This window comes from Chitinophaga solisilvae, from assembly GCF_009928525.1.
Taxonomy (GTDB): domain Bacteria; phylum Bacteroidota; class Bacteroidia; order Chitinophagales; family Chitinophagaceae; genus Chitinophaga; species Chitinophaga solisilvae.
The window spans coordinates 532887-553673 of sequence record NZ_JAABOK010000004.1 but is presented as its reverse complement, the minus strand read 5'-3'; the positions used below and the strand labels follow the sequence as shown (position 1 = coordinate 553673).

Annotated in this window: 11 protein-coding genes and 1 tRNA gene; 5 read left to right on the top strand and 7 right to left on the bottom strand. The window is 45.3% G+C overall.

Annotated elements, in window-relative coordinates:
* Positions 1–9: 9 nt before the first annotated feature.
* The 3 genes from GWG06_RS10645 to GWG06_RS10635 form a co-directional block, all read right to left on the bottom strand.
* A complete protein-coding gene (locus tag GWG06_RS10645; RefSeq protein ID WP_160713146.1) occupies positions 10–3561 on the bottom strand; it encodes a SusC/RagA family TonB-linked outer membrane protein in 3552 nt (1183 codons plus the stop codon).
* Between the two features lie 72 nt (positions 3562–3633).
* On the bottom strand, positions 3634–4668 hold the full coding sequence (locus GWG06_RS10640) for a FecR family protein (RefSeq protein ID WP_160713144.1): 1035 nt from the start codon (positions 4666–4668) through the stop codon (positions 3634–3636).
* Positions 4669–4733: 65 nt separating this feature from the next.
* On the bottom strand, positions 4734–5345 hold the full coding sequence (locus GWG06_RS10635) for an RNA polymerase sigma factor (RefSeq protein WP_127037397.1): 612 nt from the start codon (positions 5343–5345) through the stop codon (positions 4734–4736).
* Positions 5346–5459: 114 nt separating this feature from the next.
* On the opposite strand from GWG06_RS10635, the gene GWG06_RS10630 reads away from it, so the two are divergent.
* Both GWG06_RS10630 and GWG06_RS10625 read left to right on the top strand, forming a co-directional pair.
* Positions 5460–5627, top strand: coding sequence for a phosphatidate cytidylyltransferase (locus GWG06_RS10630; protein ID WP_127037395.1), 168 nt, complete (start codon positions 5460–5462; stop codon positions 5625–5627).
* Between the two features lie 118 nt (positions 5628–5745).
* Positions 5746–5819 (top strand) — tRNA-Pro (locus GWG06_RS10625).
* Positions 5820–6007: 188 nt separating this feature from the next.
* Here the strand turns inward: GWG06_RS10625 and GWG06_RS10620 are convergent.
* Positions 6008–6262, bottom strand: a complete 255-nt coding sequence (locus GWG06_RS10620; RefSeq protein WP_160713142.1) for a hypothetical protein — start codon at positions 6260–6262, stop codon at positions 6008–6010.
* A gap of 69 nt (positions 6263–6331) precedes the next feature.
* Positions 6332–6562: an IS66 family transposase gene (locus tag GWG06_RS30845; RefSeq protein ID WP_160713244.1), complete on the bottom strand. Its 231-nt coding sequence runs from the start codon at positions 6560–6562 to the stop codon at positions 6332–6334.
* A 580-nt stretch (positions 6563–7142) separates the two neighbouring features.
* On the opposite strand from GWG06_RS30845, the gene GWG06_RS10610 reads away from it, so the two are divergent.
* The 3 genes from GWG06_RS10610 (at position 7143) to GWG06_RS10600 (ending at position 10872) form a co-directional block, all read left to right on the top strand.
* On the top strand, positions 7143–8504 hold the full coding sequence (locus tag GWG06_RS10610) for a YopA family protein (protein WP_160713140.1): 1362 nt from the start codon (positions 7143–7145) through the stop codon (positions 8502–8504).
* Between the two features lie 22 nt (positions 8505–8526).
* Complete coding sequence (locus GWG06_RS10605; protein ID WP_160713139.1) at positions 8527–9261, top strand: hypothetical protein; 735 nt, start codon at positions 8527–8529, stop codon at positions 9259–9261.
* 609 nt (positions 9262–9870) lie between these two features.
* Positions 9871–10872 carry a hypothetical protein gene (locus tag GWG06_RS10600; RefSeq protein ID WP_160713138.1) on the top strand — a complete coding sequence of 334 codons (1002 nt, stop codon included), beginning with the start codon at positions 9871–9873 and terminating at the stop codon, positions 10870–10872.
* 1269 nt (positions 10873–12141) lie between these two features.
* On the opposite strand, the gene acpP is transcribed toward GWG06_RS10600, so the two are convergent.
* Complete coding sequence (gene acpP, locus GWG06_RS30920; protein ID WP_338076689.1) at positions 12142–12522, bottom strand: acyl carrier protein; 381 nt, start codon at positions 12520–12522, stop codon at positions 12142–12144.
* Positions 12523–12859: 337 nt separating this feature from the next.
* Positions 12860–20584, bottom strand: coding sequence for an amino acid adenylation domain-containing protein (locus GWG06_RS10590; RefSeq protein ID WP_160713137.1), 7725 nt, complete (start codon positions 20582–20584; stop codon positions 12860–12862).
* Between the last annotated feature and the right edge of the window lie 203 nt (positions 20585–20787).

The following is a 20787-nucleotide window of genomic DNA, read 5'->3' as shown; positions in this document are numbered from 1 at the left end:
TTTTTAAGTTTAAAAACCCAGGTTAACACCGATCAGGAACTGGCGTTGATTGGGGTATGCGCCTTCATCCACGCCAAAGTCTGTAATATCGGAGCCGCCGATTTCAGGATCTATACCGGAGTATTTTGTGATGGTAAAGAGGTTGGCAGCCTGCAGGTAGATACGCAGTTTCTGCACACGGTAACGCGCCAACGCTTTTGCGGGGAGTGTATATCCGATCTGCATATTTTTAGCGCGCAGGTAGGAACCATTTTCCACCATGTAGGAATTGGGTACGCTCTGTGTGCTGGCTGAGCCATCCACTTCCTGGATAGGCGCTTTGGCGTTGTGGTTGTTTTCTGTCCAGGAATTATACAGGGCAGTTTTGCTTTTCGCGCCATCGAAAGACGGGTAGAAATCGCGCCACCAGCGTACGTTATTCCAGATTTCATTACCGTGAGTACCGAACAGGAAGATGCTGAAATCAAATCCCTTGTAGGTCAGGCCGATGTTGAAGCCGTAGGAGAAATCCGGGTTCGGGTTACCGAGGAAGGTACGGTCTTCCGGCGTAATGAGGCCATCCCCGTTGGTATCCTGGTAGCGGAAGCGTCCTTTGCCGGCGCCATCCTGATAAAATGCATCTCTGTTATTGGTAATTTTCCGGGCGCTTTCATCAGCATCCTGTACTTCTTTATCGCTGTTCCAGAATCCGATAATTTTATATCCGAAGAAAGAAGAAACCGGCTGTCCTACCGCATTGCGAATGATGTTGCTGCCATCAAAGCGGCGGCTGTCGCCATCGAAATAATCCACTCCGTCGGCAATCTTCAGGATTTCATTTTTATAGGTGGTGAACGTACCGGTTACATTCAGTTTCAGGTCGCGGGTGATATCCTTGTGCCAGCCAACGGAGAAATCGAATCCGTGGTTTTTCATCTGCGCGATGTTGATGAACGGCTGGCTGGCGGTGCCTGCGAGGCCCGGCAGTTCAGGGTTGTAGAGGAGGTCTTTGATATCTTTGCGGTAGTAGTCCACGGAAAAGTCCAGTTGTCCGTTGAACAGTGTTGCATCCAGACCGAAGTTGGCGTTGATATCACGTTCCCATTTCGCATCGGGGTTACCGATCTGCACACCGGCAAAACCGGCGATGATGCTGTTATTGGTACCGGCGAGGTCGTAATAGGTGGAGCTGCGGCTGCCGCCATAGAGGAAGTAGCCGTTGTTCACGCTCAGGTTCATCTGGTTGCCCATTACACCCCAGCCACCGCGGATTTTCAGGTCAGATATCCAGGAAACAGATTTCATGAATTCTTCCTGCGAGAGGCGCCAGCCGGCGGTTACAGCGGGGAACCAGCCAAATTTATTGTTGATGAATTTGGAAGATCCGTCGCGGCGGATGGTGGCGCTGATCAGGTATTTATCTTTAAATGCATAATCTACGCGGCCCAGCAGGGAATACAGGCTTTCCCAGGAGCGGTTGCTGTAGTTGGTCTGCGTACCTGTTCCTGTTGAGAGATCCGGGAAATTGGGATCGAAGGTAAAGTAGTCTTTGGTGGTACCGCCAACATTGCGGTTGCGGCTGTCGAATGCTTCCGTACCGGCCAGTATTTTCAGGTCGTGTGACTTGTTAAACTGTTTATGAAAGGTCAGGGTGTTGGTCCAGGTCCAGTTATGTCCGTTGGTAGCGCTTTCAGAGTAGGAGTTCTGCGTGGCATTCTCTTTATTTTCATACTGCGGGTAGGTAAAAGAGTGTGACCAGGAAGAATATATTTCACCGCCGAAGCTGGTGCGGAAAGTAAAGTTGTTGAGGAAGTCTGCCTCACCGTAGATGTTACCAAACAGGCGGGTGTTGAGTCCTTTGTTGTTGCGGGTGCGGTATTGCATGGCTACCGGGTTCTGCGCGTCGCCGAGTGCGTCGCCCCAGGAGCCTGCAAAATTTCCTTTGATGTCGTATACAGGGATAATGCTTTGCTCGCGTAAAGCGTGTCCGATAGCGGCATCAGAGGTATTGATTTCAACGGCGGGGTTGTCAGTCATGGAGAAGGCCAGGTTCTCTCCTACCCTGATATGATCCGTAACATTGTACTGCGTGTTGGAGCGGATCGTATATCTTTTGAGGTAGGTATTCATTAAGGTTCCCTGCTGATTAAAATAATTGAGGGAAAAGAGATAGTTTCCTTTGTCGCCGCCGCCGCTTACTGCCACGTTGTGGCTGGTAATGGGTGCAGGACGGAATATTTCGTGGTACCAGTCGGTACCTGCCTTGTTGGCTCTTACGATACGGTGGAAGCTGTTGTAGTCATCCTGATCTGTAAAGTTGGGGTTTACATAATATTTGGAGGGGTCCGTATCCGGGTCGCCATCCTTGCCGCCGGAGGGCGTGATATAATCCGGTATTACGGGATCCGGGCCGTGACCGTATTGATCTGTACCGGGGTCCCTGCCGGAGTTTTTATATGCCAGCCAGCGCAGCTGCGCCTGTTCCGTGGGGTTGAGGGTATTCCATACATTTCCTTTTTTAGGATACTGGCGGCCGTAGTAGCCGTCGTACGTAACGGAAACCTTTCCTTTACCGCGGCGGGTAGTGATGATGATAACACCGTTGGAAGCGCGTGCGCCATAGATAGAGGCGGCGCCGGCATCTTTCAGTACCTGGAGGGTAGCCACATCATTCGGATTGAGGTCGGAGATATCTGTAGTAGGTACGCCGTCCACCACATACAGGGGCGAGTTGGTACCGAAGGTATTCACGCCGCGTATCCTGATCTGTGGTGAGGAGCCGGGTTGTCCGGAGCCGATGACAGATACTCCGGAAGCCTGTCCCTGCAGCTGTTCCGTTACCTGAGCAGAAGGTTGTTTGATGAGGTTATCGATATTCACTACAGCTACAGAACCGGTGAGATCTTTTTTACGCTGGGTGGTATAGCCGGTTACTACGATTTCGTTGAGGGCGCTGGCGCCTTCTTTCAGGGTGATGTTGATCAGCGATCTATCGCCAACGGCTAAACGCTGTGTTTCAAAACCGATGAAGGTGATTTCCAGCTGATCGTTGCCGCCGCTGGGCACGTTGATGGTATAGCTGCCATCGGGACCGGTGACGGTGCCGATGCTGGTACCCGGCACTTTCACGGTAACGCCGGCGACAGGTGTTCCCTTTTCATCGCGGACAATACCTTTTACCGGGCGTTGCTGGTGCACGGAGGCGTCGTGCGGGACGGGGGCAGGTTCCGGCTTTTCAGAGACCATATAAAACCGGTCCCGCAGTTTTTCATACCGGAGCGGGAAGGGAGCAAGCGCCTTGAGCAGCGCTTCTTCCGGCGACTGGCAGGCAGCGACGGATAGCACTACCCTTCTGCTTTTTACCAGGTTGCTTTTATAGGCAATAGACACCCTGAACTTTTCTTCGATCAGGTGCAGCACAGTTTTCAGGGATGATTCATCAGGTTGCAGGTCTGCTGTGTTTTCATTACCGGGGGGCGCTTTTCTCGGGCTGCCCGCGGCAAGGTCCTGCGCGCATACAGATTGGGATAGGAAATACAGGGCTAATGACGGCATTAGCACCACACGTAAACCTCTTTTCATGTGAACGGGTTTTAACGATGATTAATAATGAAGCGATTTATGGTTAAAGGTGGCCTGCCTTTTAACTCCGTATTACTTTTTTTGAATCCAGACTTCGTCTCCTTTTTGGTTGAATTGCATACGGAAAACTTTCTGCAGCTGCACCAGCATGGTGTCAGCGTTATATATCAGCGGCATGGAGCCGGATACTTTATATTTCAATAGCTGTGTATCTTTGACAATGACCGTTTTTCCGAATACCTGCTGCATAAATGCTGCGGCATCTGCGAGGGTATAATCTTCCATCATCAGGCGGCCGGTATGCCACGAAGTGAATTTTCCGGCATTGGCGCTGCTTTTGGAGAAGTCTCCGTCTTGTTTGTTATACCGCAGCATCTCTCCCGGATGCAGGTACATTTCTGTCGGGTGGTTGCTGCCCTTATCGCCGATATCCAGTTTTATACTGCCTTGTTGCAGTACCACCACAATTTCTTTCCCCGAACTGTTGACATTAAACTGTGTTCCCAGTACTTCCACATCTATTTTATCGTAGGTGTGGACGACAAATTTTGCGTCGTTGCGGGTATGTTTTACATGGAAGAAAGCCTCGCCGTCGAGCCACACTTCGCGGTGGCGGCCCTGCTGCTCTGCATAGAGCAGTTTTGAGTCCGCATTGAGCGTTACCGCCGAGCTATCCGGCAGCAGGAAAGTTTTCACTTCTCCGAGTCTGGTATAGGTACTGAGGAGCACCGGTTTGTTACCGCCTTTCCAGAACCAGAACCCTCCTGAGAGGCAGGCGCCGATCAGCAGTGCTGCCGCGTACTTCCAGCTGCGGCGCCACCAGGTTTTGCGGACAGTGGTTTGCGGCTGTACGGTATCTTCCTCCAGGCCGTTCCACACTGCTTCCCACAGCTGTTCTTTTTCACCGGCCGTAAGGGAGTAGGAACGAAAGCCAATGCCCTGCACCAGCTGCCGCGCCTCGCGTATCACCGCTTCCTTCTCCGGATGCTGCTGGAGCCATCGCTCCCAGAATACGTTACGCACATCAGGCTGCAATACCCATTGCTGAAAATCCTCGTCCAGTGCGAATTCACGGGCGGTGTATGATAAGTAACTGATACGGGCCAAGTGATGTGCTTTTTATAAGAGAGCAGGTGACGGGTTAAATCTCATCAGTTTTTCAATACTTTTTTTTATTTCCCCAGCAAGAGTAGTAACAAAGGCAGGCTGATATTCTTTTTAAGGATGCTGATGGCTTTGGAGACGGTATTATATACGGAATCCACCTGCATAGACATGATACCTGCTACTTCTTCATAGCTGAGGCTCTGGTAAAAGCGCAGGTAGATGGCTTCGCGCTGACGGCGGGTAAGCCCGGCCAGGGCCTGTTGCAGGAGGCGTTGCTGTTCCGCAGCTGTTTCTTCCAGGATGATTTTATTTTCCTGCGGATAGGTGAATTCGAATTCAAAGGCTTCCCATGACTCGCGGTGTTGCCAGCGGCGGTCTTTCTGCAGGGAGCGTAGCAGGCGGCGGCGAAGGCTGCTGATGAGGTAATAGCGGATATGCCGGATACTGGTGGTCAGGTGTTCGCGGGACAGCCACAGATCCTGGAACAGGTCCTGAATACAATCCCTCACTCTTTCCTTATCCTGGCAGAAATGCATGCCATAATGAAAGAGGTGGTCAATATGTGAATCATAAATTTCTGCAAATGCGTGCCGGTCACCTTCCAGGAAACGTTCCCATAGGGAGGATGGGGACGGCACTACGTTCATGCCGGGGCGTACCGCTTTCCCTGTATTCATACAATTCTGGTTGAATCAGATAAAGCTGCTCATTTATTCTGACAATTGCAAATTTTTTTTGGTACGGGATATGTGTTGCTGATTTTATCTGATAACCTGTTAAACTGATAAAATATGAAACCACTCACATTTTTTACATTAGGAATGCTGGTACTGATGCTGAGCAGCTGCGAGGTGATCGGGGGTATTTTCAAGGCGGGAGTATGGACGGGCATCATTGCGGTGGCGGTGGTACTGGCGCTGATTATCTGGCTGATATCAAGGGGCAGCAGACGGGGTTAATGGCTGATGCTGAGGGTGTTGAAAATATTTTTTAAAGAAAATGTGTTGAAAATTTTTAAAAATCAAATAATTAGCTACTTTTGCATCCCGTCACTGAAAAGAGACGTACCGGAAATTTCGGGACGTAGCGCAGCCCGGTAGCGCACTTGCATGGGGTGCAAGGGGTCGCTAGTTCGAATCTAGTCGTCCCGACTTAAAATCAAAGCATTATACTTTAGGGTATAATGCTTTTTTCTTTGTGGTAAAAACTAAAATAAAAAAGGGCATCCTATAAGGATATACGAAAAAATGTGAGAAATTGAACTACCGTTGGTGGAATTTAGTTGTTAAAATTTGAAATTGTACCTCGTATTGAGGGCCGCATGAAACGCCAGATTTTATCATTCATCCACGTCTTCTACTTCAAATACCTTGTGCGCTGCCTCCACTGTAACTATTAATGATGTTGCGATGTAGTTCGGGTCTTCATCCTCATTATAAACGAGCAGGAATGCCGGGGGCTGACCTGGAGATGCAAAATCACGTTCGAATAAAGCAAAAATTCCTTCTTCCACTTCATTGTACACATAGGTATTTGAGGAATATTGATCAACTGCATTTATTATTGTCAGTGAGTAATATTTCGCTGTGGGCATAGGCACTTAGCTTGTCCCAGCATTTAACACTGTAAGCAAGTGCCTTTCCAATAGAGCTTTAGGAAGTACCTACTGGTAGGCGTCCAGCATCCATTTGTCTAACGTTTCCAGTATGGGGACGGATTTCTCATGCCGCTCCAACCTACGGATGTCAGCGTTGTAATCCTGCTCACTGCAGTAGCGTTCTATTTGATATAATAATGGAATTTGTTCCAGCACATATTCAGCATACGTCCTATCATTGGTCTTTGCTTCTACAAAGTAGCGCCTGGCATGTGCTAAGCAATGGATAAGAGTAATGCCTTTTTGTTCAGCATGCCATCATACACCGCAAACCCGTCAGACTGAAAGGTACATTTGAAGTGCTCTAACATAGTAGAAGATCCTTCTTTATTACGGTCTTCCTAGTAGTCAAATGCTACTAATTTATTAACGGGATCCTGGTAAAGCCAGTAAAATCCGTGATGTATTTTCCATTTTTTTTATCCTTATCCAGTACAGCGCAAAGGGTTTCATTGGCCTGGAGACAACCCGCTTAAAGTGTTACTCTGATCAGGGCTTGATATGAGGGGGTAATCAGGGAATAACCAGACCTCTAAAAGTTTTAAAGGGGTAAAACCAGAGACCGACTTTGGAGGGAAAGCGCCCAAAAGGCAGGTTGTGATACAACCTGTTATCTTGCAAATTTCTGCCATGCAGGAAATTGCAAGATCGATTGTGATATAATCGAACATCTTGCGGGTTCCAGCGAAGCAGGGAGGTTAAAAAAAATAAAAGTGCGCAGATACGTTGCGTAGATGTAAATTTATATTTGTGATTAAGACAATTGAAAGCCCTTAATTACATTTAAAAAAACCCATATATAACTGATCTCAATATTATGGAAAACAAAACTGCAGCAGAAGCACACATTGGAATAGAACCCACATTTAGTCTCCCTAAACCCAATACTGACATAGTTCTTTACGAAGGGGATTTTGAATTATGTAATAATAACTTGGTTTATAAGTTAAATGGTCGGATAATGCAACAATGGCTCCCAGACATAGGGTTGAAATTTGAAGGACAAACTACCCAACATATTGACATCCAACACCTCAATTTCGGGCAGCTAATTGTACAAAAAATGAACATTCTAACGGAAGTCTGTATTACTCATACTAGTGTAGGTTTTGAAAGCGGACCAACCGTTATTGAAGGCTTAATAGAAAGCACTTTGGCATTCGGCAATTTAAATGACCAAGTAGATAGTATAACATTTGAACTCCCCAATCTCAGAAACTTTGAAGGAGAACCAATAAAAAGGCTAATAACCAATAAAAATAGATATCAAAATGGGAGAATTGTATTTGAAGATGATGATTATATTATTACTATTGATAAACAAGATAACTATGCCAATAAATTTAAAAATCTAAAAAAGACTAAAGGATTTGATCTGTTATATACAGGCATAATAAAACCTAAACTAGTCAATAGAGTAGCCTTTATAGAATTAAATAAAGTACTAAATGCCTTCGCCTACTTCTTGCAGCTCATAAACGGCAGAAAATGTTCACCGCTATTGAGAAAAGGGCTACTACAATCCAGAGAGATTGCTTTTAATTTTAGTAATTTTTTAACATCCCCATACAAATTTGTCTGGTGCTGGGCTTCTGAACAGCATACTGAAGGTTTCTCTGAGTTATGGAAAAATTTCTATACCCTGTATAAGAATGAAGATGATATGGAATGCCTTACTATGGCATTACACTGGTATGTAGAGGCCAATAATAATTCTGGTAGTGTAGAAGGTGCAATCGTACTGGCTCAGAATGGTCTTGAATTATTATGCAATTGGTGTTATGAAAAAGGACTGGTAACAGCTCAATCAGACATTAAGCCATTTAGCAACAAGTTAAACAACCTACTTGAGTCATTTGGGATACCGATTGATATCCCCGCAGGATATCCTCACCTTATTCATTTCGCCGAAACAGAGCGGGACCTGATTTCAACGGGGCCAGTTATCTTCTCTTTTATTCGCAACGCTTATGTTCACGCCGACCCAGCAAAAAGAAGACGGTTACGCAATTATTCGCCTATGGTAACCTTTGATGGTGCACAGCTCGGTACCTGGTACATTGAGTTGATCATACTAAAAATACTTGGATACAATGGAAAATACTTTAACAGGACTGTTAGTATGCCTGTCGCAGCAAAGAGTATTGATACCGTCCCTTGGGCATCATCCGAAAATTAACCTACATAAAAACATATCTTATATGCTACATTTTATAGGTAGACTAGAATTTGATAATATCAGAAATCTAATTGAGAAAAAAGCTACGCGACTAAAAACACACGAAGAAAGAGAGTTTGCAAGAATTGGGGTGGACATTAGCAATTATCGAAAAATGTCGGTTCAAGGCAGAGAGTTTGTAATTATCCCCAACAACGTATTTCTTATCATGCTGGAAGATGTCATCTCAACCGCCACCGAAAAATACCCTGAATCATTTGGTCAAAGAAATGCCTATAAGGTGTTAGAGGCTCTTTATAAAGTCATGCCTCCTCCTCTAATTAGAAACCTCGCGGAATATGAAACATTTCTTAATACAGAACACTTTGCCTGGGTAGTGGAACTAGAAGACGGCGAAATAAAAGGTGACATTCTGCGGCTAGAATTGTTCAGGGACATCAGAACTGAAAAAGATGCAAAAAATGGAGAAACGGAATTTGAAGGGGGAATATTTCATGCTTTTAAGCATTATAGTTACAAAGGTGTGCCGCTATCAACACAACCGGACAGAAACGAAATAAACCACCCTACGGCCATTTATGCGGCTATTATTGAAGCATTCTTTGTAAACGACAATAAGATTAGAGACGATAGAAGAATAGTATCTTCATTACCATTCAATGAAAAATACCATCTAAAATTTGTGTTTTATCATGAGAAGGAAACCGATATATATTTTATAACAACAATTGTAAAAACTAAAAGTAAGAATACTTAGTAAGCCTCAACAAAGCAAAATGTTTTAAAAACTGCCTAAAAATATCGCAGGAGATAGATTATTTGGCATACTGTAATTAGGCTCTTTATAAAGCTAAGTGAATTCAATCACCGAACGCTTACTTAAACTTCACAGCAAGTGTACCCCTAGAACTCATACTTACCTTTTTACTTTGTATTTTCCAATTTCACGAATAATCGACCGGTCATTGAGCGTAGACATCATGCCCTTATCCTTTATTTTAACGAAACTAGCGGTACATTCTGAAATATGATAAGTAATAAAAAGCCGTGTCTGAGCATTGGTAATAGTCACCGTACTTCTATCAAGTATATAGGTACCATCATGATCATTCATTCTACAGCGTTTCCTATCCAGAAAACTGATTTACTGGTAATAGCCGGTTTGTGCGGCCTTACGGTTATTGCTGTTTGCGTAACATTCCCTGACAGGGAAATACTAGGTCTTTTCGATAATTTTTGAGCTATAGTCCTGGCTATACAACTTGAAAGTGGAGAGCAGCAGGAAGAATACCAATTTTGAGGTGCATTGCATAAAAATACAGGTTGGTAATAAAGGAAGATTAAATTTACATAAAGTAAATGTATTATGGAAAATTTTGCGCAGAAGCTGATATTCAAGTGTCATCACCTAGCGATAAGAAAGCACAGTAAAAAAAAAGTAAAAGAATCCGCCAAAGATTGCCTACTGGGATTTGCATCCTATTTACAGGATATTGTGGACCGTCATGTCAAGAAGGATAAATCCGAAAACTATGATTATGTTGTCGGGACCATTTATAAGCATCAGGGCAAGCCTAAAACAAAATCTGAATCCGAGAATTATATGAAGGTGAGCCTTTGTGTCGGCAATCATTGTTTTAAGCTCCTAGTGGCTGACCTGCAAAAGAAAGATGCTGGATTAAAATTGACCACCATTACCCGTCATGTAGATTTGATCCGTTCCTATCTTTTCGATCTCAAACCATTTATTGAATACTTCGAGCGGAAAAAGAATCCGAATTTTGTTTTGTTCAAGGGATGGAAATCATTTCATAATACCTCTCATGAACTGGAAAATATTAGCCAGAACCTTTATTGGAACGGGATTTACAAGCAAAATATTTTTGATCAGAAGATGGCTGAAAATATTGCTGTCTTTACTATGAGGCAGGCTCTGGAAATAAAATTCAAACGTATTTGTGGTGTATTGGAAATTCAGGACAAGGATCATAATGGTCTTAAAATACCGCATAATTTTTTTCCCGATTTCATCCGGCAACAGACTGACCATATTAAAATAGCTGATGTAGATTTAAAATTAGTACTGAAGGTGTATAACTGGACCAATAAGACTATTCATAATGCAGAAAACCCTTTTATTTGGGAGCTGAAATATGCCCTTGATATTATTGAGCCATTTTTCAGGGATGGGGAGTACAGGGGAAAGCGAATGACCCAAAGCTCGGTATATGGCGCGGTAAAGATCATAAACTATGCAAAGCTGAAGGCAAAGCTGCAGACTACATTGGAAACCTCCTTTGAAAAATTTAAACCTATTACCCTAAAATTTACTAAGCCGGAAGCCATCGTCACGGATGATCTGGATTAGCAGAGCTTGTTTGCTCTTTCATAACTCTGAATGCAACGTAATATGAAGTTTAAAGCGGTATTAATTGATGCGTATCAGCAGTAAATTACGGGCAATAATATGATCACGTCCCATCTACTGATATCATTTGTTTGCAATTCCATTTAACTTTGGAAGACTGCAATGATCCCTCCCCACCTGTATTTAATTTATGCTGCATAACCTACGATCTATGTATCTGGGCGAAGACTGGGCAACAGGGATACCCATACCAAACAGAAAAAATAGACTAAAACAATATAGATGATATATTAGGCAGTGTTGCACTCGAACCACACTACTACATTTTGGAATTAATTGGTACAAATTATATCTTGCGAAAGATACTCTTCGTAATTGCAAGGGCAATACCGTGAGTAGATCCAAAGCTCTTTATTCAAATATTTGCAATTCAACAAATTATGATATCAGGGCGTCGTCTAGTCGCCCCGACTTAAAAGAGCCTTACTAAAAATAAGGTTCTTCTTAATTAAACCCTACTTATCATGAAAAAACTCCTTGACGCCTTGTAACACCAATTGTGTTTACAAGTGAAAAAAAAGAAAATTCTCAAAACTACTGACCATCGCAGGACTTATAACCTTGTTCTGAAAGAAATGTATTCAGTGTGTTCATGGTGCCCCTGGCATCCTACATTTTGGCATAACTGTTCGGACAGTCCTATTAGTTGCATGATTTACTGTGGGGATGCAGTACCACCTATTAAGTTTAAATATCCTCCTAGCTGGAAAATTATTTCTAAAAACAAGAAGCAATGGATGAAGAAGAGATTCTTCACAGAAAGCAGTATCATGCGCAATGGTGAGATTTATATCAAAAGGTGGTGGTAGTTTAAAATTAAGGAAAGCCTTACAACAAAGAGTTGTAGGGCTTTTTTGTTTGTGGTAAAATTGGAGATTTAATAGAAAGATGTAGCCCAAAAGGGGAAATAATATAGATAACCATCATGTAGACAGGATTAGACTCAGGTGGAGATTTGAGGGAGAAAGATTTCAATTAAGTCTAGCATACGCCTACATGCCAGAAAACTTACACTATGCTACAGTTAAACAGAGCGCACAATGGCGGGAATACCTATATCTGATTTTATTTACGTTTGCTTCAGCTGAAAAAAATTTTATCAGAACAGATATAAGCTGGTTTGCAGCTACTTTATTCCAGCAATTACAAAAAGCCTTCAAATATGGATTTGAAGGCTCTTAAAATCATCTTCTATATTTTCCCATTAGGTTATTCTACTTTTTCCTTGAGGTATTTAATGAGATCTCCCACTGTTTTAAACTTTTCTGCATCTTCATCTGGTATCTCCAGACCAAACTCTTTTTCCACAGCCATAATCATTTCGATAAAATCAAGATCATCCATTCCCAAATCATCTACAAAAGAGGCTTCCGGCTTGATTTCTGAATAATCAACTGCCGCTATTTCATGGATAATCCGATAGGCTCTCTTCTCAATCGTAGAACGCATGGTTAAAGAAACACCTGGAGAAAAGGACATTGCTTTATTGCCAGTTTCATTTTCCTGGCTGCTACCCAAAGCGCCCGCATCTTTAGGGCTCAATAAAGAGAAAGCTGCTACAAGGGTAAGTAATAGGGATGTTGTTTTCATGTTTCTGAATTTTAAATAGATAAACGGGTTTTATAAACAAACTTTTATACTGGCAAGCATCAGGCATTTAGTTATTACGCATACCCTTCATAACTTAGATTGACATTGTCTGATAACTAATGGCATCTAAAATAGAAATACCTGATGCAACTTGTTTGCAGGTAAGTTAAGATTACCACTCGTGAAGAAGTGACAATGTAATCGGATCTTTATCCTCATCGTATAGAAACTCCGGGAGGACCGGACAGCGTTCGATCTTATTTATTCTGCGGTAAAATCTTCCCCCCTGTTCAGCCCGGAGATGACACACAAGTTAATTAATCAAAAGCCGCACATCTCATATCCTATCATACGGTGATTGTATGATACGCTGCAGGATCACCATATACTGTTCAAACAGGGCCTGAATCATTTCCCGCTGAAAGATATCTGTATTATATTCTACTGCGAGCCGCAAGCCATCGTGATATTCCCGGGCGGCAATATTCAGTTCAAACTGACTGGTTTCATGCCTGATGCTGATCTCCGATACCGAAAGACCTTCCAGGTCTAGTTTAGGAACATCAGGCATATTCTGAAAGAGAAATATCGCCTGGAAAAGCGGTAATTGCTCCTGGTCAGGAGGATATTCAAAATTGTCCAACATCATTTCCAAAGGCACATCCTGGTGTTCATATGCTTCCAGGATCACTTTCCTGACCTGATGAAGCAATTGAATAAAATCCGGATGGCCACGCAGGTCGCTGCGAAGAGGCAGAAGATTATTGGAAAAGAAACCTACCAGTCCTTTCTGTTCATGTCTGTTCCTGCCAGCCATTGCCGTAGCAATGCAGATGTCATGTTTGCCGCTGTAACGATATATGGCGACCTTAAACGCTGCCAGCAGGGTCATGAACAACGTGCAATCCTCCCGTTGTGAAAACTGCCGGAGTGATTGGACCAGTTCCATGTCCAGCCGGAAATAGAGCATGGCGCCCCTGGTCATTGTGTATGAATTTCCCCTGTTATCCGATGGAAGCAGCCAGGGTCTGTATCCATGTAATTTTTCCTTCCAATACCGCAGCCCTTTTTCCAGCATGCCTGAAGCGATATACCGATGCTGCCATAATGCATAGTCCGCAAACTGCAGTGCAAGAGGAGGCTGATGGCCGGAGCCTCCTGCAACAAATGCATTGTACATGTCCATGAATTCCTTCATGATGATCGATAATGACCAGCCATCCGCAGCAATGTGATGCAGCACGATGACCAGCAGGTGCTCCTCCTTATCCAAACGCACCAGACTAGCTCTCAGCATGTAATGCCTGGAAAGATCAAAAGGGGTATTCACCAGAGACATGATGAGGTCATCGAGGGATGCATCAGAATGATCGGCCGTTGAATGATCAAGCTGATGTAATTCCCAATCGTCTCCGGTAAGGAAGGACTGGTATCTGGTGCCTTCTGACTGATCCGTCTGTATGATGGTTCTAAGCGCCTCATGACGCCTGATGATGCCTGCGAAGGCTGCTGCCAATGCATCTCTGTTACAATCGCCGGTAACCTTGTAAACCCGGTTGATGTGATAATGAACGGATCCATATTGTTTGTCGATCTGCCATAATTCTTCCTGGCCAAAAGAAAGGGGTATTGCCGGAATAGCCTGCCGGTCAAATGGAATAATGTCTTCTATCAATGAATTTTCCGGGGCCTTGCCGGCAAGGAATAAGGCCAGTTTTTCCAGCGTTCTGTGCCTGTACAGATCACTAACCGTTATAGTGATCCCGAATTCTTTCTTAATATGCGCCCTTAACTGCATCAGGAGTAGTGAATGCCCTCCCAACAGGAAGAAATCGTCTTTGCGACTGATAGCCGGCAACTGCAACAGCTGTTGCCATACGGCTTCCAGCGCCTTTTCCAGGCTGTTTTGAGGCGCTTCATATCCATTGCCTGTTGCTGCCTGTGGGTCCGGGTCAGGCAGCCCTTTCCGGTCGATCTTGCCATTGGCCGTTAAAGGAAGGGAAGCCATCGGATGAATAATGGCCGGGATCATATAGGAAGGTAATGATGCGGCAAGATACGCTTGCAGGGCGGTGATTTCATTTGACCCTACCGGTAATACGACGTAGGCAATCAATTGCAGGAATTTCCTGTCTGTCTGACGGGCAACCACAACTGCCTGCCTTGCAAGACCGCTCCTGAGGATAACCTCTTCGATCTCTCCCGGCTCCACCCGGAATCCCCTGATCTTCAATTGCTGGTCCGCCCGGCTCATGAATTCAATAGTTCCGTCGGACAGGTAACGGGCCAGATCACCGGTTCGGTATACCCGGCCGGTGGCAAGCCCCGCTTCATTTACGAAACGCTCTGCGGTCAGATCGGCACGCTGGTAATATCCTCTGGATAGTCCATCTCCGCCTACGTACAATTCTCCGGTTACACCAACCGGCATATTCTGCCGGTGAGCGTTCAATATAAAGGCAGATCTGCCCGCAAGCGGACGACCGATCGGAATGTTACCATCAGGTACCTCCTTTATGCGATGGGTCAGTGAGAATGTAGTATTCTCTGTAGGTCCGTATCCGTTGATGATCTCCAGGTCAGGATAGGCTGAACGCAATTTTTGTATATGCGTCACCGATAGTTTTTCACCGCCAGCTATGACAGCCCGCAGACCGTTGAATATCGTAATATCGTTTTCGATCAGTTGATTCAGCCAGCTGGCTGTGAACCACATCAGGGTGATGCCGTTATTACGGATCGCCAAACGAAGCATGTCTGTATCCAGGAGATCATCTTCCTGACAAAGTACTAACCGGCCGCCATTCAAAAGCATCCCGAAATATTCAAAAGTAGTGGCGTCAAATGAAGGGGAACCGGTGGCAAGCAATCTATCTGATGGCCCGAGGGATACAAAATTCCCTTCTTTGACCAGGCTAACTACCCCACGTTGTGTGATCATAACGCCTTTGGGTTGTCCGGTAGATCCGGAAGTATACATCAGGTAGGCCAGGCTGTCGGGGTTGTTGCCGGTCAGCATTTCCTTTCCGGCTACGGTTTCCGGCAGTTCTTGTATATCGTCTATATTGATGAGCGCTGACTGCGGTGACAGCTCCTTCAAAAGGGGGTGCGCAAATGTTGAGGTGACGATTAATGCAGGCGCCAATTCTTCCAGCATGCGTTCAATGCGCTGCATGGGATAGGTTGGATCCAATGGCACATATGCGCCCCCTGCTTTCAATATGCCCAGGATGGCAATGATCAGTTCCGGTGACCTGTGCATACATACAGGTATCAGCTGCTCCTTACGGATGCCTTTCATGACAAGCAGGCCGGCCAGCTGGTTAGCCTGTCTGTCCAGTTCTTTGTAACTTATCACTGCGTTTCCGGCCTGCAGCGCGATCGATTCCGGCACCAGCCTTACCTGTTCTTCAAACAGGGTGCTGATCGTTTTATCTGCCGGATAGGAAATGGGGACAGACGGTACTACCAGCTGGTCCCCGGAGGTCAGGATCATCGACCTGTCAATCTCTTCATGGAAATTATAAATGATTTGGGTCAGTGCCCTTTCGAAATACTGATGGAATATTTCAATCGTTTTTCCGCTTTTAAATGTCCGGGATTGGGAGAATAGGATCGACAGCGTATTGCCGGTGATATTTATCGAACAATCCAGGTAAGTGTTGGTGGTGGCAAAATTGCCATAGGTGATACTGTTGTCATCATCTACTGAGCCATGGAGCAGCCCTTTTTCCAACTGGTCGTATACATGGAAATTGATAAAATTAAAAAGTATATCAAAGAACGGATTTCCATTGTCGCGGACTTCCTTGTTCACAGTTGCTATTTCAGCAAGCGGCAGCCTTTCATAGGTCTTCAGTTCGAGTTGCTTCTGATCGATCTGCCTGATGAATTCTTTCCATCGGGTTCCGGGAGATGGGACCGGAAACCTGAAAGGGATGGTATTCAAAAAGCAACCCAATATCCTGTCGCCATCTTCAACGATAGGCCTGTTGTTGGTTACGAGCCCGATAGTAAGCTCTTCTTCATAAGTAAATAAGCTGACGGTATAGTATAAAGCTCCAAGGAACAAGCTTTTCATCGGGATGTTCTCATTCCTTGCCCTTGCTTTTATTGCTTCGAAGATGGCCGGATCATATTTATGGATATATCGCTGTAGCATCTTTTCTGTTGAAAAGATATCAAGAGGCTTATAACCATGCATTTCTCCTTGCCAGAAGGTCCTGGACAAAAGATGATTGCTTTCGGCGATACCTTCGATAACATAATCCTTGTAGCTTCCCTGCAAGGCGGGTAACCTGACAGGTGCATCTGTATCCCTGAGCCGCAGGTAACAATTATTGAGTTCGGTGTTCAGCGCTGACACACTCCATCCATCCAGGATGGCATGATGGGTCTGCAAAATGAAAACACTGCGCGTGCTGAAAGTGAGGACCGATGTCCTCCAAAGGGGAGCCTGCGTGCAATCGAATGGAGTCTTCCTTTCTTCCCGGAGCCAGGAACGGATATGTTCCGGGGCAAATTGATCATCAATATGCCTGTTATCGATTACTTCAATATGGACAGGAACAGACCGGTAGACTATTTGCATGCCTGCAGGATGCCAGTCAGGGCGAAAGGCAGTCCGTAGTATCCCATGTTTTTCGGTTATCAGGGACAGTGCTTTTTCGAACAATGATATATCGGTGTCTTCAGGCAACCAATAGGTGAACTGATCGTGGTAGATGGCCTGTTCAGGTTCACGGGCTGAAATGAAGATCATTCCCTGCTGAACAGCGCTCATCGGAAAAATGTCTTCTACAAGATGGGCATCCGGCAACTGAGCCAGCAATGTTTGTTGCTGGCTTGTTAAGGACTCCAGGATCTGCTGGTATGTTTCTTTGATCTCTGAGGAATTTTCCATCTCCCCTATCAGCGCCTCAAGGGCGGCAATAGTCGCCTTTCGGTAAATATCAGCCACCTGTATTTCTTTACCGAATATTTTTCGCATCCGGCTAACGATCCTTATCAAACGGATGGAGTCTCCTCCCAGGTCAAAGAAGTTATCGTCTATGCCAGGGTCCTTCACGCCGAGTATCTCTTCCCAGATGGCAGCAATCCTGCTTTGTGTTTCATTAACCGGCCATTTTTTTTCAACATTGACACGGACCTGGCGCTCTCTGGCAGGTAATGCAGCCCTGTCGATCTTGCCATTGGCCGTAAGCGGCATTTTTTCCAACTGGATAATACTTGCGGGGATCATGTATTCCGGAAGCCTGCTGCGCAGGCTCCATAAGATACTGTCATGATCGACGGGTTGTGTGACCACTATATAGGCGACCAATTGTTGTTCTCCGGCATTGCCCGCCTTGTCAGAGGTGGCTATGACAAATGCCTGTTTCACATGCTCGCTTTGGAGCAGGGCGCTTTCTATTTCACCGAGTTCGATACGGTAACCTCTTATTTTTACCTGGTTATCTATCCGGCCAAGATACTCCAATACTCCCCCCGGATGCCATCTGGCCAGATCACCCGTTTTATATAACCGGTTGTCGTTTCCTTTACTGAATGGGTTTGGAATGAACCGCGCGGATGTCAGGTCATCACGTTTCAGATATCCCCTTGCCAGACCCGCACCGGCAATATACATTTCTCCCGGCGCCCCGATTGGCAGCAAGGCATGGTCGTTGTCCAGAATAAAGACCCCCAGGGATGGGATCGGACGGCCGATCATGCTGCCTGAGCTATCCAGCAAATCGTCTTTGATCTCCTGGAAGGTAACGTGAACGGTCGTTTCCGTGATACCGTACATGTTAATCAACCGGCAGGCAGGATGCATTTTTTTCCAGGGTCTTAATAACATTGGATTTAATGCTTCTCCCCCAAAAATGACATATCGCAGCGGAGTGGATGACATTACCGGATTGTCTGTCATATATTCCTGAAGCACGTAAAAGGCGGCGGGTGTCTGGTTCAGGACAGTCACTCTCTCCGCTATCAATAAAGCAGCGAATGCAGGCGTATCCCGGGCCATATGTTTGGGTACAATAACCAGCCTTCCTCCATAGAGTAATGCACCGTACATTTCCCATACCGAAAAATCAAAACAATAGGAATGGAACATGGTCCATACATCTCCGGCATGAAAACCATAAATGTCCCTGGTCTGATCAAACAGGCTGATCACATTTTTGTGTTCGATGATCACCCCTTTAGGTGTGCCGGTGGAACCAGAAGTATAGATGATATAGGCTGCATCGTCTGCTCCGGGTCCATACGCGCCGGAAGTACTGGTTTGAGTAACCGGGACGTTGCGGCCAACGGGAGGCACCTCATCATCCAGCAGGATGATCTCTCCGTCGAATACCGGGGTAACAAGCGGCAAACATTCGCGGGAGGTAAGGACAAGCGACGCGGAAGTGTCTTCGATCATAAAGCGGATCCTTTCGCGCGGATATGCCGGATCGATCGGCACATACGCTCCAGCCGCCTGTAAAACGGCAAGAAGGGCAATGATCATATCCGGCGATCGTTCCAGACAAACCGGTACCAACGTTCCCCTTCCGACCCCACGGCTTCTCAGATATTCCGCCAGGTGCGCTGATCTTCCCAGCAGCTCCCTGTAGGTCAGATGCAATCCGTTGCATGATATGGCTGTATTATCCGGAGTGCGCTCAGCCTGTTGCCATATCCTGCCAACGATCGTTGCCTCCGGGTCATGGGGAATCATATCTCCTGCAGATGCCAGCAAGGATCTGCGTTCCGCAGGGGGCAGAATATCTATGCTGTGCAGCGGGTTGTTCATATTTCCATGGAATTGCTCCAGGATGTACATCAGCCTGGCAGGAAAAAGAGCGGCTTCTCCGGGCAGAAAATATGCAGTATGGTAGATGACCTTCAATTGCAGCGGCTGATGCTTTCCATAATCCTGCCAGTATACGCGCAATGGCCTTTTTTCATATTCATTCCAACACTGGTGGAAAGTATTACTGACACCCGCTCCAAAATCCAGATCCAGGTCCAGCATCAGGTGATTGACTACGATCTCAAAAAGATTATCATCGGACGATGTGTCTTTAAGCAATGTACCCAGATCATTCAATGTCACATGCTGATTATTATAATCTTCCTTTTGACTTTTGCTGATATGGTCCAAAAAATCGGTCAAGCGCATGTCCGGATCATAACTTCCTATAAATGGAACGATTCCTGAGAACATCCCGACAACGCTGCGCTGTTCAACATTTTTACGTTTGTGCCGTACAATGCCTATCAATAATTCAGACTGCCCTTTTACCCGGGCCAAATAGATGATCAAAGCGGCCACCGTAAGCTTTTGAAGCGTCATGCCGGGGAATAATAATTTGTCCAGGGAACTTCTCTCCGCTTCCGTCAATGCATAGGAGAACAAACCGCTGGTTTTCCCTCCTGTATCTGCGTTGTTATATTTAAATGTGAAGAGCTTTGCTGGCCGGTTCTTCAGTTTCCTGGTCCAGTATTGTAGTTGCCGTTGATATTCATCACTGCTGTAGAATGGCAGCATATCTGCTATCTCTGTGGCATAAGATGGATAGGTAGTATCCGGTATGTCCCCTGCGACCACCTGCCTGTATTTTTCTGCAATTGCATTCAACCATACCTGGTAGCCGATTCCGTCGATCAAAAGATGGTGGAAACGGAAGTAATACCAATAACATTCTTCACTGATCCTGATCAGACAGTGCTCGAATAATTTACTCCCTTCCTGCAAATGGAAAGGGATATTGCCTTGCTCCTGTATCCATTGCCTGGCTGACTCTTCCGGATCTTTTTGCTGACGATAATCCTGGTATCCGAGTGTACCCGGATTAGTTTTATCTGCCACATAACCAATAGGCTGCTGGTCTGCCAGATCGAAACTCATGGCAAAAATGTCATGCCCTGAATTGACGATGTGCAATGCTTTTTTGAACGCCTCCATGGAGAAGGCGCCGTTTAGGATAAGATATCCTGTGACAATATAGCGGGGGCTGTCCGGATGGATCAATTGGTCCACATAAATATCCTGTTGGGCAGGATGGAGGACAAAGCTGTTTTTGGGCATAGTGAATGGGGTTAATAAATTTCAGGTTACTCTAAAGTCAATGAAATACATATTAATGGGTAGATAAATGTTTATCATTTCAATATACAGAAACATATCTGCATCAATAGTTTATGGGAATCGCAAACAGTTATAGGACTAGTGCCTGAGAGCGTAACAGCAATGAGTACGGAATTGTGTGAAGTAGAATTTTCCTGCGATGA

What these genes read in the sequence shown, in the direction of transcription:
- GWG06_RS10645 (WP_160713146.1), bottom strand. Translation starts at nt 3,561, where the DNA reads ATGAAAAGAGGTTTACGTGTGGTGCTAATGCCGTCATTAGCCCTGTAT.
- GWG06_RS10635 (WP_127037397.1), bottom strand. Translation starts at nt 5,345, where the DNA reads ATGAATACAGGGAAAGCGGTACGCCCCGGCATGAACGTAGTGCCGTCC.
- GWG06_RS10630 (WP_127037395.1), top strand. Translation starts at nt 5,460, where the DNA reads ATGAAACCACTCACATTTTTTACATTAGGAATGCTGGTACTGATGCTG.
- GWG06_RS10620 (WP_160713142.1), bottom strand. Translation starts at nt 6,262, where the DNA reads ATGCCCACAGCGAAATATTACTCACTGACAATAATAAATGCAGTTGAT.
- GWG06_RS10610 (WP_160713140.1), top strand. Translation starts at nt 7,143, where the DNA reads ATGGAAAACAAAACTGCAGCAGAAGCACACATTGGAATAGAACCCACA.
- GWG06_RS10605 (WP_160713139.1), top strand. Translation starts at nt 8,527, where the DNA reads ATGCTACATTTTATAGGTAGACTAGAATTTGATAATATCAGAAATCTA.
- GWG06_RS10600 (WP_160713138.1), top strand. Translation starts at nt 9,871, where the DNA reads ATGGAAAATTTTGCGCAGAAGCTGATATTCAAGTGTCATCACCTAGCG.
- acpP (WP_338076689.1), bottom strand. Translation starts at nt 12,522, where the DNA reads ATGAAAACAACATCCCTATTACTTACCCTTGTAGCAGCTTTCTCTTTA.
- GWG06_RS10590 (WP_160713137.1), bottom strand. Translation starts at nt 20,584, where the DNA reads ATGCCCAAAAACAGCTTTGTCCTCCATCCTGCCCAACAGGATATTTAT.